Here is a 14840-nt window from a genome sequence, read left to right on the forward strand (position 1 = left end):
AAAGGCCGGCGCTTCCGCAAGGGGTCGTGCCGACAGGACCTTCTTCGATGACCGACGCCACCGCCGACAGCCTGCCCTCTCCGACCCGCCCAGAGGCAAAGCCTGCGCCCGCGCCGCCAAACCCGCTGGCCCTGCCGACGCCGGTGAAGTTCCTGATCTTCGGGGTCATGGCGTTCGGCCAGTTCATGGCCCTGATCGACATCCAGATCGTCGCGGCCTCGCTGAACGACGTGCAGGCGGGCCTGTCGGCGGGGCCAGACGAGATCAGCTGGATCCAGACCGGCTATCTGATCGCCGAGTTGATCATGATCCCCTTCGCGGCCTTCCTCGCCCAGTCGCTGTCGACCCGCTATCTGTTCGCCCTGTCGGCGGGCCTGTTCACCGTCTCCAGCGCCCTGTGCGGTATGGCCTGGGACATCGAGTCGATGATCGTCTTCCGGGTCATCCAGGGCTTCGTCGGCGGGGCCATGGTGCCGACCGTCTTCGCCACGGGCTTCGCCATGTTTGAGGGCAAGCAGCGCGCCATGATCCCGGCCATCCTCGGCATGGTCTCGGTCCTGGCGCCGACGCTCGGCCCCACCGTCGGCGGCTGGATCACCGACGCCGCCGGCTGGCGCTGGATCTTCTACGTCAACATCGTGCCGGGCGCCCTTGTCACCGTCTTCGCCCTGCGCCTGATCAAGGTCGACCTGCCGAACTTCGCCATGCTGAAGCGGATCGATTATTCCCACCTCGCCGCCATGGCCGTTTTCCTCGGCGGACTGGAGTACGTCCTCGAGGAGGGTCCGAAGAACGACTGGTTCCAGGATCCCTGGATCGCCATCGCCGCCTGGGCGTCGTTCGTGGCCTTCGTCCTGTTCCTCGAGCGGTCCTTCAACTCCGGCGGGCCGATCGTGCGGCTGACGCCGTTCAGAAAGCCGACCTTCGTCTTCGCCTGCGTCTTCAACCTGACCATCGGCTTCGGCATCTACGCCTCCACCTATCTGATCCCGGTCTTCCTCGGCCGGGTGCGGGGCTACAACTCGCTGGAGATCGGCACGACGGTCGTGGTCACCGGCTGCGCCCAGCTGTTCAGCGTCATCGTCGCCGCTCGCGCGTCGCAGAGCGTGGACCAGAGGATCATCATCGGCGTGGGTCTGAGCCTTTTCGCCTTTTCCCTGTTCCTGACCTCGCACCTGACGCCCGACTGGGGCTTCGCCAGCTTCTTCTGGCCCCAGGTCCTGCGCGGCTTCTCGATCATGCTGTGCATCGTGCCGAGCGTGCAGTTCGCCCTGGCCGGCTTCGTGGGCCCGGACCTGCGCTATGCCTCGGGCCTGTTCAACCTGATGCGCAATCTCGGCGGCGCCGTGGGCATCGCCATGGTCAACACCTGGCTCGGCGACAACGCCCGCCTGCACGTCCAGCGCTTCGGCGAGGCCATGGGCCAGCCGCACAGCCACGCCGCCGAACTGGTCACAGGCCTTGCCGCCCAGATTGGCCGCGCGACGTCGGACAGCGCCCAGGCCCTGCTGATGGCGCAAGGCGAGCTGGCCAAGGTGGTGGCGCGTCAGTCGCTGACGCTGGCCTTCAACGACGTCTTCCGCCTGATGGCCTGGATCTTCCTGTTCGCCCTGATCATGGTGCCCTTCTGCCGCCCGCCGAAAAACGCGGCGCCGGTCGCCAATGAGCACTAAGGTGAAGCTTCTCCTCCCCCGAATGAGAGACGTGTGATGGCCCGCACTCCCAAGACCTCTTCAAAGGCTCCGGTCTGGCTGGCGGCAGGGGTGCGAACGCCCTTCGCCAAGGTCGACGGACCACTCTCGACCTATGACGCCATCGCCCTGTCGGTTCCTGTCGCGCAGGCGATGGTCGCCAAGCTGAACGGCGCCAAGCCCGACTTCGCCGTCTGGGGCACGGTCATTCCCAACCTGACGTGGAGCAATATCGCCCGCGAGGTCCTGCTCGACGCCGGGCTCGACCCGACCATCCCGGCCTTCTCGACCGTCATGGCCTGTTCGACCTCCATGGTCGGGGTGTTCGAGGCGGCGGGGATGATCGACGGCCGCGGCCGCGACCTCGCCCTCGTCGGCGGGGTCGAGGCCATGAGCCGGGTCCAGATCGGCCTCAGCCAGGGCCTCTCCGACGGCCTGCGGAAATTCCTGCAGGCGAAGACCCTCGGCCAGCGCATCGGCCTGCTGTCCGCCCTCAAGCCCCTCTCCCTGTTCATCCCCAAGGTCGTCAACCGCACCACCGGCATGAGCATGGGCGAGCACACCGAGATCACCGCCAAGGACTGGAAGATCGGCCGCGAGGATCAGGACCGCGTGGCCCTCGCCAGTCACCAGACCGCCGTCGCCGCCTGGAACCGGGGCTTCTTCGACGACCTGGTCATCCCGGTCGGCGAGTTCAAAAAGGACAACCTGCCCCGTCCCGACACCTCGATGGAGCGGTTGGCCAAGCTCAAGCCCGCCTTCGACAAGACCAGCGGTCAGGGCACCCTGACGGCCGGCAACTCCTCGCCCCTGACCGACGGCGCCGCCGCCATCTGGGTCGCCTCCGACGAGGGGCTGAAGCGCCTGCCCGCCGAGACGCCGCGGGTGAAGCTGATCGACTATGAGGTCACCTCCATCGACCTGAAGCACGAAGGCCTGCTGATGGCCCCGGCCTATGGCGTGCCGCGCATGCTGGTCCGCAACGGCCTGACCTATGCGGACATCGATCTGTGGGAGATCCACGAGGCCTTCGCCGCCCAGCTGCTGTTCCACATCAAGGCCTGGCAGGACCGCGACTTCCTGCGCGACAAGGCGGGCGTCACCGCCGACCTCGGCGCCTTCCCGACGGACCGGGTCAATCCCAATGGCGGCTCGACGGCGCTGGGCCACCCCTTCGGTGCGACCGGCGCCCGCATCCTCAGCCAAGCGGTGAAAGAACTGGCGAGCCGCCCCTCGGGCACGCGCGCCATCGTCAGCATCTGCGCCGACGGCGGCCAAGGCACCATGGCGCTTCTCGAAGCCGCCTAGGCACGAAAAAAAGGCCGCGTCCGAGGACGCGGCCATAAAAAGTTTATTTGGGAGGAAACGCCCAGGAAAGGGCATGACGCCGAAGCGTCGAAGAGCAATCTATGTTGCGACGCACAATTTCGCAAGTGCGACATGCGGTTTTGAAACACTCAGTGTCCTAAAGTTACAAACAGGGGCGACCGTGGCGCCCGACCGCGAACCGCCTTACATAGGGCGGACACCCCGCAGCCGCTTACGACAAGGCTCTGTTTCCACGTGGAAATTTCTGACGATACCCAGGTCCTGATCATCGGCGCGGGCCATGCGGGCGGCTCCGCGGCGGCCCTGCTGCGCCAGTACGGCTTTGCGGGTAAAATCGTCCTCGCCGGGACGGAAACCGCCCCGCCGTACCAGCGCCCGCCCCTGTCGAAGGCCTGGTTGAAGGGCGAGGCCGACCTCGACGCCCTCTTGCTGCGCCCCGAAAGCTTCTACGCCGAGCAGAAGATCGACCTGCGCACCGGCATCACCGCGACCGCCATCGACCCGGCGTCGAAGACCGTCACCTTCGAAGGCGGCTCGATCGAGCCCTACGACATCCTGATCCTCGCCACCGGCTCGGTGGCCCGCAAACTGCCGATCCCCGGCGCCGACCGCCCCGAACTGATCGAACTGCGCACGCTTGAGGACGCCGAACGGCTGAAGGGCGCTCTGGGCCCCGGCAAGCGGATGGCCGTGGTCGGCGGCGGCTATGTCGGACTGGAGGCCGCCGCCTCGGCCCGCAAACTGGGCGCCGGGGTCGTGGTGCTGGAGCGGATGGACCGCGTGCTGCAGCGGGTGGCGTCAGAGACCCTCTCGACCTTCTTCACCGATCACCACCGCGCGCACGGTGTCGAGATCCGCGCCGGCGCCGAGGTCTCCGGCTTCGAAGACGGCGGCGTCCGCCTCGCCGACGGCGAGCTGATCGCCGCCGATGTCATTCTGGTCGGCGTCGGCGCCCTCGCTTGCGACGCCCTGGCCCGCACCGCCGGCCTGACCTGCGACAACGGGGTGGTCGTCGACGAGGCCGCCCGCACCTCCGATCCGTCCATCTTCGCCCTCGGCGACATGACCCACCGGCCGATCCCGGTCATGGGCGGCCGCGTCATGCGGCTGGAGAGCGTGCCTAACGCCCTTGAGCAGGCCAAACAGGCGGCCAGCGCCATCACCGGCCGCCCGGCCCCCGCGCCCGAGGTCCCGTGGTTCTGGTCCGACCAGTACGAAATCAAGCTCCAGATCGCCGGCCTGCCCTTCGACGCGGACCGCCAGATCCTGCGCGGCGACATCGCCGAAGGCCGGTTCGCCGTCTTCCACCTGGCGGGCGACAAGGTCGTCTGTGTCGAGGCCGTCAACGCCCCGCCCGAGTTCATGGCCGGCCGTCTGCTGATCGGCCGCGCCACGCCTGTCGATTCCGACAAGCTCGCCGACCCCGCCATCTCGATGAAAGAGGTCGCGGCCTGATCGGCGTGCCCGGCCCCGGACAAGAAAAAAGCCCGACGCGGGCGCCGGGCTGAAGAAGTTCGGTGATGGTGGTGTCCCCAAAAAGAAGACGATTCCTCCATCGGCCGTTTTGCTTAACGAGAGGTAAACGCGGTCAGCCGGCAGGGAACCAGCTGCCCTGACGCGAGCGCGGCTGCACCGGCCAGGACACGGACCAGCCCTGCGGATTGGAGACCATCGCCAGACCGCCGCCGCCGCCGCCGCCGCTCCCAAGCACCGGCCCCGGATAGGCGTAACGCCGCCCGGCGACGACAATGTCCGTCGCCCCCGCGCCTTCGTTGGTCAGCACCTGACTCCAGCGGCCGTCCGGCCCGACATGGGCCTGCACCGGCTCACGCCCGGCGACCGAGACCGCGACGCTCGAGCCCGGCGCCGCCCGGCCCGAGGCCAGCAGGGCATGGCCGTCACTGTCGACCACGTCCAGCGGTCCCGCCCGGTCCAGCCGTTTGGTCGGTGCGCCGGGACTCAGCAGGGCCGTGGGACCCGCCGGGTCGCGCGACACCAGCATCTGATAGGGCGCCGGCGAGGCGTCCTGACCGTCCTGGGTCTCGACCATGAACAGGGTGTCGTTGGCCGGCGAGCGCACCTGAAGGTCGAACAGGCCGTTGGCGTCGGCGCCGACCGCATAGGCCGTGCCTCCTGCGGCGCGCAGCACGACCCTCCCCTGCGGCGCCGCCCGACCGCGCACCGTCAGACCCGAAGCAGTGCGTTCGACGGCTTCGATGCGCGGCGGCGTCACCCAGCCGGAGCCCGCCTGCGCCTCGGGCGCGCGGCCTTCCGGCGCGGGCGAACAAGCCGCGGCTCCGCCGAGAGTAGCGAGAGCTGTCATGCCGATGACGAAGATACGCCGTTTCATCCTGCTCGCCGTGTCTGTAGGACTGTCGGCCCAGATAGCCCGGCCCAGCCTGATTGTCTTGGCCCGATTGTCCGCTTTTCGTTCGAGGATTCATGTCCCTGCCCGCCACCGCCATCGCCCCCTTCGACGGCAAGTCCGTCTGCCTGTTCTGCGGCTCGGCCCCCGGCAACGATCCCGCCTATATCGAGGCCGCGACGGCCTTCGGCGCGGCGACGGCCCATGCTGGCTGGCGGCTGGTCTATGGTGGCGGCGGCGTGGGCCTGATGGGCGCCTCGGCCAAGGCGGCGCATGACGCAGGCGGCCGCGTCGTCGGCATCATGCCGGCCTTCCTGCGCAGCCGCGAACGGCTGTTCGACGATGTGGAGACTATCGTCGTCACCTCCATGCACGAGCGCAAGACGCTGATGTATGACCAGTCGGACGCCTTCGTCGTCGCCCCCGGCGGCGTCGGCACCCTGGAAGAGGTCATCGAGCTGCTGTCGTGGAAGCGGCTGGACCTGCATCACAAGCCGATCATCTTCCTGAACATCGACGGCTTCTGGGCTCCCCTGCTCGCCGTGCTGGAAGACAGCGTGGCCCGCGGCTTCAGCCCCCCCTCCTTCCTCCAGGCCTACAGCGTCGCCGACAGTGTCGAAGAGGCGGTGGAGATGATGGTTCGGGGCGATGCGCCCGTCGTGCAACATGATCAGAGATAACTGATCACCGATCATAAAAAGTGCATCGCGCCACTGTTTCGCCCTTGACAGTTTTCTAATGAAACTGACATTGGCGTCTCAGGAGCGCATTTCCTGACGCTCCGACCCGTTCTTCGGAGACATCCCATGCGCGCTCTCGTGCTCGCGGCCGCCCTGTTCGCCGCCGCTCCTGCCCTCGCCGACACCCCGGCCACCAGCCTGACCCTCGCCGACGCCGCCAAGGCCCCGGCCGCGACCCTGATCATCGACGGCGCCTCGTGGCGCTGCGACGGCGCCTCGTGCACCGCCACCGGCGGCGCCAACCAGCCCGCCTCGCGCGCCTGCCGCCGCGTCGTGGCCCGCGTCGGTCAGGTCAGCGCCTTCTCGTACAAGGGCGTCGCCCTCAACGCTGAACAGCTGGCGACCTGCAACGCCGCCTGAGCGGGTTCAGACAATCTGACGATCCAGGAACCGCCTGAAGCCCGGCTTCAGGCGGTTTCTTCTTTTCAGGCGGCCTCGCCCCTGAGGCGCTGAACCATCCGCTCGCGGCCGATCAGCGGAACCATGGTCGCCATGTCCGGCCCATGCGGCTGGCCGGTCAGGATCAGGCGCAGCGGCATGAACAGGGCCTTGCCCTTGGCGCCGGTCTTGTCCTTGATCGCCGTGGTCCAGGCCGACCAGGCGGTCTCGTCGATGGTTTCGGGCAGCAGCTCCAGCGCCGCTTCGGCGAAGGCCGCGTCCTCGACCACCGGCGTCACCGGGCCTTGGACGATCCTGGCCAGCTCGACCACATCGGCGAACTTCTGCAGGTTCGGACGGACCACAGCCCAGAAGGCCTCGCCCAGATCGACGCCCAGCGCCGCCAGACGCGGCTGCGCCGTCGCATAGTCCATGGCGTGCAAGGCCTGGGCGTTCAGACGGTCCAGATCGGCGGTGTCATAGCGCGCCGGCGAGCGACCCGTCTTGGTGAAGGCGAAGCTTTCGCCCAAGGCGTCCACCGAAGCGCCGACTTCCAGCGGGTCCGAGGTGCCGATCCGGCCCAGATGGCTGGTGATGGCGATCGGCTCATAGCCCAGGTCGCGCATCTCCGAGATCGACAGCGAGCCCAGACGCTTGGACAGGGCCGAACCGTCCTCGCCGACCAGCAGCGGCATGTGGGCGAAGCCGGGCACGGTCGCGCCGAGCGCCTCGAAGATCTCGATCTGGGCGCCCGTGTTCGTGACGTGGTCCTCGCCCCGGATGATGTGGGTGATGCCCATGTCGATATCGTCGACGACCGACGGCAGGGTGTAGAGGAACAGGCCGTCCTCGCGGATCAGCACCGGGTCCGACATCGAGGCCGTATCGACCTCGGCGTGGCCGCGCGCCAGGTCTTCCCAGGCGACACGCTTGCCGTCCAGCTTGAAGCGCCAGTGCGGCTTGCGGCCCTCGGCCTCGAAAGCGGCCTTCTCTTCGTCGGTCAGGCTCAGGGCCGCGCGGTCATAGATCGGCGGCAAGCCACGGGCCAGCTGCACCTTGCGGCGGCGATCCAGCTCTTCGCCGGTCTCATAGGCCGGATAGAGGCGGCCCGAGGCCTTCAGCCGCGCGGCGGCCTCCTCGTAGCGGTCGAAGCGCTTGGACTGGTTGTAGCGCTCGTCCCAGACCAGACCCAGCCAGGTCAGGTCGTCCTCGATCCCCTGTTCGAACTCCGCCGTCGAGCGCGCCAGATCGGTGTCGTCGATACGCAGCACGAACGAACCGCCCTGCCCTTTCGCGAACATCCAGTTGACCAGAGCCGTGCGGACATTGCCGACGTGCAGCTTGCCGGTGGGCGACGGAGCGAAACGGACCTTGACGGACATGAGTTCAGGCGACCTTGAAACGGGAGGCGCGTAGGTCGCCCCGTCGTCCCCTCAAGTCAAGGCGCTGAGCCCGGATTCAGTCGTCGCGGTGGACGCGTTCGCGGCGTTCGTGGCGTTCCTGGGCCTCGACCGACAGGGTCGCCGTCGGGCGGGCTTCCAGTCGGCCCAGGCCGATCGGTTCGCCGGTATCCTCGCAATAGCCGTACGAGCCGTCCTCGATCCGACGCAGGGCGTCCTCGATCTTGGAGATCAGCTTGCGCTGGCGATCGCGGGTCCGAAGCTCCAGCGCCCGGTCGGATTCGGACGACGCCCGATCCACCAGATCCGGATGGTTCTCGGTCTCGGCCTTCAGATTGATGACCGTGCCCTTGGACTCGCGCAGGATGTCATCCCGCCACGCCATCAGCTTGTGTTTGAAATAGGCCAGCTGCCGTTCGTTCATGAACGGTTCGTCGTCTGAGGGCCGGTACGCGACCGGCTCTGCTGCAGTCATGGACGCAACTGCGTTCATCGCACTCACGCTCTTCAACTAAAACGCCCCCCTGTGGCGCAGACTGCCTTTAGGCGTCGGCGAGAGTCGGAGCAACGCGGTTCGCGCGTCCGTGATCAGGGAAAACCCGCTCGACGTGAGCAGCGTGACATTTTGTCATCACACCGCTCAGCGGACAGGGGAAAAGTTCAAGGATTCGGTGGTTTATGGTGCGTTGCGGCGAACTTCGGCCTTGGCCAGTTCAACCGCCGCGCGCAGATCAATCTGGTCCAGCAGACCACTGAGGCCGTCGTTTTGCCCCTCAGGGGTATCTTCGGGCCGTTCCTCGCGCAGGGAGCGGGTCAAACGCTCCAGGGCTTCGGCGTCGTTTTCACCGCCCAGCATCGCCATTTTGAGCTCGTCGAGCCGGTCCAGCAGGCCGCGTCCGCGCCGAATCGACCGGCGCCGGCGCTCGGTCGCGCTCTCGACCCCCTGCAGGGCCATCAGGGCGGACAGCCCCGCGACGCCGCTCGCGCTGGAGGCCGAGGCGGTCGCCGCAGCGGGCGCCGAGCCCCCCGTCTGACCCAGGCTGAAGCCGCCCGCGGCCTTGGTGGAGCGGGCGCTCGACGTCGATGTCGGACCTGAGGGGCCGGTGACCTTCATGGGCAAACGCTCCGGAACATGGCCGATCCTCGCCGGATCACGGTGACTGTTTGGTTAACGGGCGGGCAGAATCTGCCGCCCTGAACGGCAAGCTTCAGCGTTCGATCATTGAAAACATTGAACTTTCAATTCGGCACGATCCTCGCATTCCGTTTCGGGTCACAGTCAGGATTACCCTCGATGTCGAAACGTCTTGCCGCCCTCTTCGCCCCGGTCCTCGTCGGACTGGCCGCGCTGACGGTCGCGACCGCGGCTGACGCCCAGTCGCGCATCAAGGATATCGCCTCGATCGAGGGCGTCCGCTCCAACCAGCTGGTCGGCTACGGCCTGGTCGTCGGCCTGAACGGCACGGGCGACAGCCTTCGCAACTGCCCCTTCACCCGCCAGTCGCTGGAAGGGATGACCGAGCGCCTCGGCGTCAACATCCGCGGCGCCAACGCCAACTCCAAGAACATGGCCGCCATCATGGTGACGGCCGAGCTGCCGCCCTTCTCCACCCCCGGTTCGCGCATCGACGTGGCCGTCTCCAGCATGTGCGACGCCAAGAGCCTGCTGGGCGGCACCCTGCTGGTCACCAGTCTCCAGGGCGCGGACGGCGAGGTCTATGCGGTGGCGCAAGGCTCGGTTCAGACCGGATCGGTCTCGGGCGGCGGCGCCTCGGGCTCCTCGGTGACGCGCGGCGTCCCGACCGCCGGCCGCATCGCCTCGGGCGCCACGGTCGAGCGTGAGACCGGCTTCAACCTGGACTCCATGCCCGAGGTTCGCCTGACCCTGCGCAATCCGGACTTCACCACGGCCCAGCGCATCGCCGCCGCCATCAACCAGTCCTTCCCGCAATCGGCCTTGGCCGAGAACGGCTCGGTCGTCGCCCTGCGCGCGCCGGCCCAGCTGGGCATGGCGGGCTTCATCAGCCGGGTCGAGAACATCCCCGTCGCGGTCGACGCCCCGGCCAAGGTCATCATCGACGAGGTCAACGGCGTCATCGTCATGGGCGAGGCGGTTCGCGTCTCCACCGTGGCCATCGCCCAGGGCAACCTGACCATCTCGGTGCAGGAGAACCCCCAGGTCAGCCAGCCCGCGCCCTTCAGCCAGGGCCAGACCGCCGTCGTCCCCTCCTCCACCGTCAATGTGGAAGAAGAGCTCGGCCGCGAGATGCGCATCGTCAACGGCTCGACCTCGCTCTCGACTTTGGTCAACGGCCTGAACGCCCTGGGCGTCTCGCCGCGCGACATGATCTCCATCCTCCAGGCCATCAAGTCGGCCGGCGCCCTCCAGGCCGAAATCGAGGTCATGTGAGCATGAGCGACCTTTCCGCCGTCTCCGCCCCCACGGGCTTCCTGACCCCGGCCCCCACGGCGCCGACCGCCGGGACCGGCTCGACCATCAGCGACGCCCGCCGCGCCCAGATCAAGAAGACCGCCGAGGACTTCGAGGCCTCCTTCCTGTCGGAAATGCTCAAGCCCATGTTCGAGGGCCTGTCGACCGACGGCCCCTTCGGCGGCGGCGAGGCCGAGGGCACCTGGCGCAGCTTCATGATCGACGCCATGGCCAAACAGACGGTCAAGGCCGGCGGCATCGGCCTCAGCGGCACCGTCATGTCCGAAATGATCAAGATGCAGGAGGCCCGGCAATGACCGACGCCCACACCGCGACCGCCGCCGCGCGCCACCTGACCGAACTGACCGAGACCCTGACCGAACGGCTGGAGAGCGAGACCCGCGCCTTCACCGAGCGCCGGCCCCAGGACGTCGTCGAGAGCCTGCCGATCACCCAGGAACTGGCCAACCAGTACCGCCGCGAGTCGGCCCAGGTGAAGGCCAACCCGGCCATTCTCGCCGCCGCTCCGTCCAGCGAGCGGATGCGTCTGGTCAAGGCGACCGAGCGCTTCAACACAGTGCTCGCCAAACATTCGGTCGCGGTCGAGGCCGCCCGGATCATCTCCGAAGGCCTGGTCCAGACCATCGCCGGAGAGGTCGCGGCCTCGCGCGCCATGGGCACCGGTTACGGCGCCTCAGGCCGGGCCACCGCCGGGGACGGCCGCGCCATCACCCTGAACCGCAGCGCCTGATCAAACCGATCAAAGACCGGCGGTTTTCCTCCCGTTAACCCTGCCAATGCGGCGAAGCTTTAAGGCCTCGTCGGCTAGGGTTTGGTCATGGAAATCCGCAAGCGCCTTCTGGGATTCGCGTTCGCCTCGGCCGACCTGCTGGTCGAGCTGATGCCGGACGGCCGCGTCGGCATGGTCCTGGGCGTTGGCCCGGCGGCCGGCCATGGCCCGGAAGTGTTTCAGAACCAGCTCCTGGCCGATCGGCTGGCGCCCGGCGGCGGCAAGCTTCTGACCAAGGCCCTGACGGCCCTGCAGCCCGGCGCCCGCACCAGTGCGGTGCCCCTGCTGATGACCTGTGGCGAGGGCAAGGTCCGCCGCGCCACCCTCCGCGCCTTCATGCTTCCGGAGCTGGCGCCCGCGATCTCGTGCTCGATCAGCTATGACGGTCCCGTCTTCTCCACCGTGCCCGACGAATGCCCGCCGATCCTCGATTCCGCCGGCTTCCTCGACAGCGCGCGCAACGCCCTGAACGCGCCGGACGCCGGTCCCTTCTCGATCTCCTTCATCGACATCGGCGGTCTGGCCGCGATCGGCGAGGACATCGAGCGCGCCACCGCCCGCGTCGAGGCCACCCTTCAGTCCGCCTCGATCGACGGCGCCTCGGCGGCCCGTCTGACGCCCGAACGCTACGCCCTGCTGCGCGACAAGGATGACAAGCGCGATCTGATCGGCGAGGTCCAGGAGGTGGTCCGCAACGAGGGCCTGAACCTGTCGATCTCGGGCGCCACAACGGCCATGCCGAACTGCCCGCCGGTCAACGCCCTGCGCGCCCTGCGCTTCACCGTCGAAGGCTGTCTGGCCGAGGGCGGTCTGGACAATCCCGACGCCGCCTTCAACACCGCCATGGCCCGCACCATGCAGGAGGCCGAGGGCTTCCGGAACGTGGTCAAGGCGCGGACCTTCAACCTGCACTACCAGCCCATCGTCGATCTGAAGACCGGCGCCGTGCACCATTTCGAGGCCCTGTCGCGCTTCAGCGGCGACGTCAGCCCGGCCAACACCATCCGCATGGCCGAGGAGCTGGCCCTGATCGAGGGCTTCGACCTGGCCGTCGCCGAAAAGGCGCTGCAGCGACTGCGCAAGCCGGGCTCGGGCCTGCTCAAGATCGCCATCAACGTCTCGGGCGCCTCCCTGGCCACCGACGCCTATGTCGAGGCCCTGCTCAAGATGACCGCGGCCGCGCCGGACGAGCGTCGCCGCCTGATCGTCGAGATCACCGAGTCCGCCGCCCTGGCCGACGTCGCCGCCGCCAACCGTCGCCTCGGCGCCCTGCGCGACGCCGGCATCAAACTGTGCATCGACGATTTCGGCGCCGGCGCCGCCTCGCTCGAATACATCCACGGCCTGTCGGTCGACACGGTCAAGATCGACGGCAAATTCATCCAGGGGATGGCGAGCGACCTGAAGACGCGCACCGTCGTCGCCCACCTGGTGGAGCTGTGCGGCTCGCTGAACCTGACCACCATCGCCGAGTTCGTCGAGACCGAAGCCTCCGCCGACATGCTGCGCGGTCTGGGCGTCGACTACGCCCAGGGCTGGCTCTACGGCAAGGCCGAGGCCGAGCCGCGCACCATCCTCCAGACCTCCTCGGCCCCTGTCCGCCGCAAGGGCGCCGTCGCCAGCTGGGGCTGACCGCTTCGACCTCGCAGAAGTCGTCGCACGAACCCCCGCCTCTTCAAGGCCCTGACGGCTCCCGCCGACATTCGGTCCGGCGCCATCCCATGCGGGTGTAGACTGCCCGCTCGGGTCTTTGACATCGCCGCCGCCGGATGCCGCCTTGCACGCCGATGCACATGAGCGCAAAGCGTGCTGCGGATTTCCGGATATAGAAAGCCTATTCATATCAGTCTAATGCGCTCGAAACCTGATATTGTACTTTCGATTTTGCACTCGCGTGCAAATGTTTTTTCCGCTCTCTAGCGGGCCTCCAGCCGCACCGTTTCCTCCACCCCGATCGCCTCCAGGAAGGCCGGGTCGTGGCTGACCACCAGCAGGGCGCCGTCCCAGGCCGCCAGCGCCGCCTCCACCGCTGCCACCGCGTCGAGGTCCAGATGGTTGGTCGGCTCATCCAGAATCAACAGTTGACTGGGGTGCGCGCCGCCCATCACGCAGGCCAGTCCCGCCCTCAGCCGCTCGCCGCCTGACAGGGTCCCGATCACGCGGTCGCCTGCCGTGTTGCGGAACAGGAAGCGCGCCAGGGCCGCCCGCGCCGCGTTCGGCGTCGCCCCGGGATTGAGCCTCTGGAAGGCCTCGACCACCGTCTCGTCCGACCGCAGCAGGCTGGTCTCCTGATCCAGCAGGGCGGCGCGGACAGGGCGCTCGACCGTGCCCGCCGTCGGTTCCAGCAAGCCCGCTGCCAGCTTCAGCAGGGTCGTCTTGCCCGCCCCGTTCGGACCCGTGATCGCCACCCGCCGAGGCCCGATCAGGCTCAGGTCCACCGGTCCGACGATCCATCTCCCGTCCGGCGCATCCCACGCCGCCGCGCTCATCGTCAGCACCGTCCGGCCCGCCGCCAGCCCGGTCGGCGGCAGGGGTATCGACAGTTCGCGCACCCGCTCGACCCGCGCCTGGGCCTCGCCCAGCGCCGCCTCCGCCGCCTCGGCCCGGCGTTCGGCCAGCCCGCTCTCTCGCGCGCCCGACACCTCGGCCCGCTCGGCCATCATGCCCAGGACGATCTTCGGCGCCGAGCCGCTGGCGGCATAGGCTCGCCCCGCCCGATCGCGCCGCGCCTTCTTCTCCGCCGCCATACGGCCCTCACGCGCGGCGCGGTCGACATCGCGTTCGGCCGAGGCCAGGTCCCGCGCCGCCGCCGCCCGCTCGGCCGCCTTCCGCTCGGCATAGAGGTCGTAGTTGCCGCCATAGACCGCCCCGCCCAGGCTCGACAGTTCGACGATCCGGTCCATGCGGCGCAGCAGGTCGCGGTCGTGGCTGACCACCACCGCCCCACCCTTCCAGCGGCCCAGCACCTCGGCGACGATCCGCCGGGCGCCGGCGTCCAGATGGTTGGTCGGCTCATCGAGCAGCAGCAGGTCCGGCGCGGCGATCAGCAGCCCCGCCAGCCTCAGCCGCGTCAGCTCCCCGCCGCTCAGACCCGAGGACAGCCGGTCCAGCGCCATCCCGGCCAATCCAACCTGATCCAGCGCATCCTCGATCCGCTCGGTCAGGGTCCAGTCGGCCTCGGCGAGGTCCGCCTCGGTCCCCTCCCCGGCCAGCACCCGCTCCAGCACGGCCACGGCCGCGCCAACGCCCAGCGTCTGCGCCACGCGCTCGTCGGGTCCCGGCTCATGCCTCTGGTCCAGCATTCCGATCGTGCCGGCGCGCGCCAGCGTCCCGCCGGACGGCGGCTGCTCGCCCGCGAGGATGCGCAGAAGGGTGGACTTGCCCACGCCGTTGCGGCCCACCAGACCGGTGCGCTCGCGCCCGAAGGCGAGGCTCAGATTGTCGAAGAGACGGCGGCCGTCAGGCGTATCAGCGCTGATGCGGTCCGCGGTTGCGTACCCGGACGGGGACGCGCTTGGGCTTGGGGAGGTTCGAGACATAGACCGCGATCATGGCGACGAGGGAAAGGGCGGTGCCGATTTCCAGTGCGATGATCATGACAGTCAGGCCTCCTGAACGAACTCAGACAGGAAGGATGGCGCGTCCGGGGCCGTTACGCAAGTGCGGCGCCCGGCTGGCGGCGAACACGGCTCTGTGACAGGCTGGACCGTAAGGAG

The 14840-nt window shown here is 68.4% G+C and carries 15 protein-coding genes; 9 read left to right on the forward strand and 6 right to left on the reverse strand.

Features of this window, described 5'->3' with window-relative positions; translation table 11 throughout:
• Nucleotides 1–47: 47 nt before the first annotated feature.
• The 3 genes from AC07U0_RS13305 (at nt 48) to AC07U0_RS13315 (ending at nt 4475) form a co-directional block, all read left to right on the forward strand.
• Complete coding sequence (locus AC07U0_RS13305) at nt 48–1673, forward strand: DHA2 family efflux MFS transporter permease subunit (RefSeq protein ID WP_494720487.1); 1626 nt, start codon at nt 48–50, stop codon at nt 1671–1673.
• A gap of 36 nt (nt 1674–1709) precedes the next feature.
• The gene (locus tag AC07U0_RS13310) at nt 1710–2999 is read left to right on the forward strand and encodes an acetyl-CoA C-acyltransferase (RefSeq protein ID WP_494720488.1); all 1290 of its coding nucleotides are present in this window, start codon (nt 1710–1712) and stop codon (nt 2997–2999) included.
• 255 nt (nt 3000–3254) lie between these two features.
• A complete protein-coding gene (locus tag AC07U0_RS13315; RefSeq protein WP_494720489.1) occupies nt 3255–4475 on the forward strand; it encodes an NAD(P)/FAD-dependent oxidoreductase in 1221 nt (406 codons plus the stop codon).
• Nucleotides 4476–4608: 133 nt separating this feature from the next.
• Here the strand turns inward: AC07U0_RS13315 and AC07U0_RS13320 are convergent, their stop codons facing one another.
• On the reverse strand, nt 4609–5370 hold the full coding sequence (locus tag AC07U0_RS13320) for a hypothetical protein (protein ID WP_494720490.1): 762 nt from the start codon (nt 5368–5370) through the stop codon (nt 4609–4611).
• Between the two features lie 92 nt (nt 5371–5462).
• Here AC07U0_RS13320 and AC07U0_RS13325 point away from each other — a divergent pair, with 92 nt between their 5' ends.
• Nucleotides 5463–6065, forward strand: a complete 603-nt coding sequence (locus tag AC07U0_RS13325) for an LOG family protein (protein ID WP_494720491.1) — start codon at nt 5463–5465, stop codon at nt 6063–6065.
• A gap of 126 nt (nt 6066–6191) precedes the next feature.
• The gene (locus AC07U0_RS13330; RefSeq protein ID WP_494720492.1) at nt 6192–6485 is read left to right on the forward strand and encodes a DUF8200 family protein; all 294 of its coding nucleotides are present in this window, start codon (nt 6192–6194) and stop codon (nt 6483–6485) included.
• 65 nt (nt 6486–6550) lie between these two features.
• Here the strand turns inward: AC07U0_RS13330 and gltX are convergent, their stop codons facing one another.
• The 3 genes from gltX to AC07U0_RS13345 all read right to left on the reverse strand — a co-directional run bounded on the left by gltX (nt 6551) and on the right by AC07U0_RS13345 (nt 9017).
• Nucleotides 6551–7885: a glutamate--tRNA ligase gene (gene gltX, locus AC07U0_RS13335; protein WP_494720493.1), complete on the reverse strand. Its 1335-nt coding sequence runs from the start codon at nt 7883–7885 to the stop codon at nt 6551–6553.
• 76 nt (nt 7886–7961) lie between these two features.
• Nucleotides 7962–8378 (reverse strand): RNA polymerase-binding protein DksA, encoded by a 417-nt coding sequence (gene dksA, locus AC07U0_RS13340; protein ID WP_492949177.1) that lies wholly within the window; start codon nt 8376–8378, stop codon nt 7962–7964.
• A 201-nt stretch (nt 8379–8579) separates the two neighbouring features.
• The gene (locus tag AC07U0_RS13345; RefSeq protein WP_494720494.1) at nt 8580–9017 is read right to left on the reverse strand and encodes a flagellar assembly protein FliX; all 438 of its coding nucleotides are present in this window, start codon (nt 9015–9017) and stop codon (nt 8580–8582) included.
• 180 nt (nt 9018–9197) lie between these two features.
• Here AC07U0_RS13345 and AC07U0_RS13350 point away from each other — a divergent pair, with 180 nt between their 5' ends.
• From AC07U0_RS13350 to AC07U0_RS13365, 4 genes are all read left to right on the forward strand, one after another.
• Nucleotides 9198–10313, forward strand: a complete 1116-nt coding sequence (locus AC07U0_RS13350; protein WP_494720495.1) for a flagellar basal body P-ring protein FlgI — start codon at nt 9198–9200, stop codon at nt 10311–10313.
• Between the two features lie 2 nt (nt 10314–10315).
• Nucleotides 10316–10651 (forward strand): rod-binding protein, encoded by a 336-nt coding sequence (locus tag AC07U0_RS13355; protein WP_494720496.1) that lies wholly within the window; start codon nt 10316–10318, stop codon nt 10649–10651.
• Nucleotides 10648–11085 carry a flagellar basal-body protein FlbY gene (locus tag AC07U0_RS13360; protein WP_494720497.1) on the forward strand — a complete coding sequence of 146 codons (438 nt, stop codon included), beginning with the start codon at nt 10648–10650 and terminating at the stop codon, nt 11083–11085. Before AC07U0_RS13355 ends, AC07U0_RS13360 begins: the two co-directional genes overlap by 4 nt.
• 87 nt (nt 11086–11172) lie before the next feature.
• Nucleotides 11173–12756: an EAL domain-containing protein gene (locus tag AC07U0_RS13365; protein WP_494720498.1), complete on the forward strand. Its 1584-nt coding sequence runs from the start codon at nt 11173–11175 to the stop codon at nt 12754–12756.
• Nucleotides 12757–13040: 284 nt separating this feature from the next.
• Here the strand turns inward: AC07U0_RS13365 and AC07U0_RS13370 are convergent, their stop codons facing one another.
• A complete protein-coding gene (locus AC07U0_RS13370; RefSeq protein ID WP_494720589.1) occupies nt 13041–14603 on the reverse strand; it encodes an ATP-binding cassette domain-containing protein in 1563 nt (520 codons plus the stop codon).
• Nucleotides 14593–14721: a hypothetical protein gene (locus AC07U0_RS13375; protein ID WP_492949460.1), complete on the reverse strand. Its 129-nt coding sequence runs from the start codon at nt 14719–14721 to the stop codon at nt 14593–14595. The genes AC07U0_RS13370 and AC07U0_RS13375 overlap by 11 nt, the downstream gene beginning before the upstream one ends.
• Nucleotides 14722–14840 lie beyond the last annotated feature (119 nt).

Source organism: Brevundimonas sp. GW821-FHT02A10 (assembly GCF_059422025.1).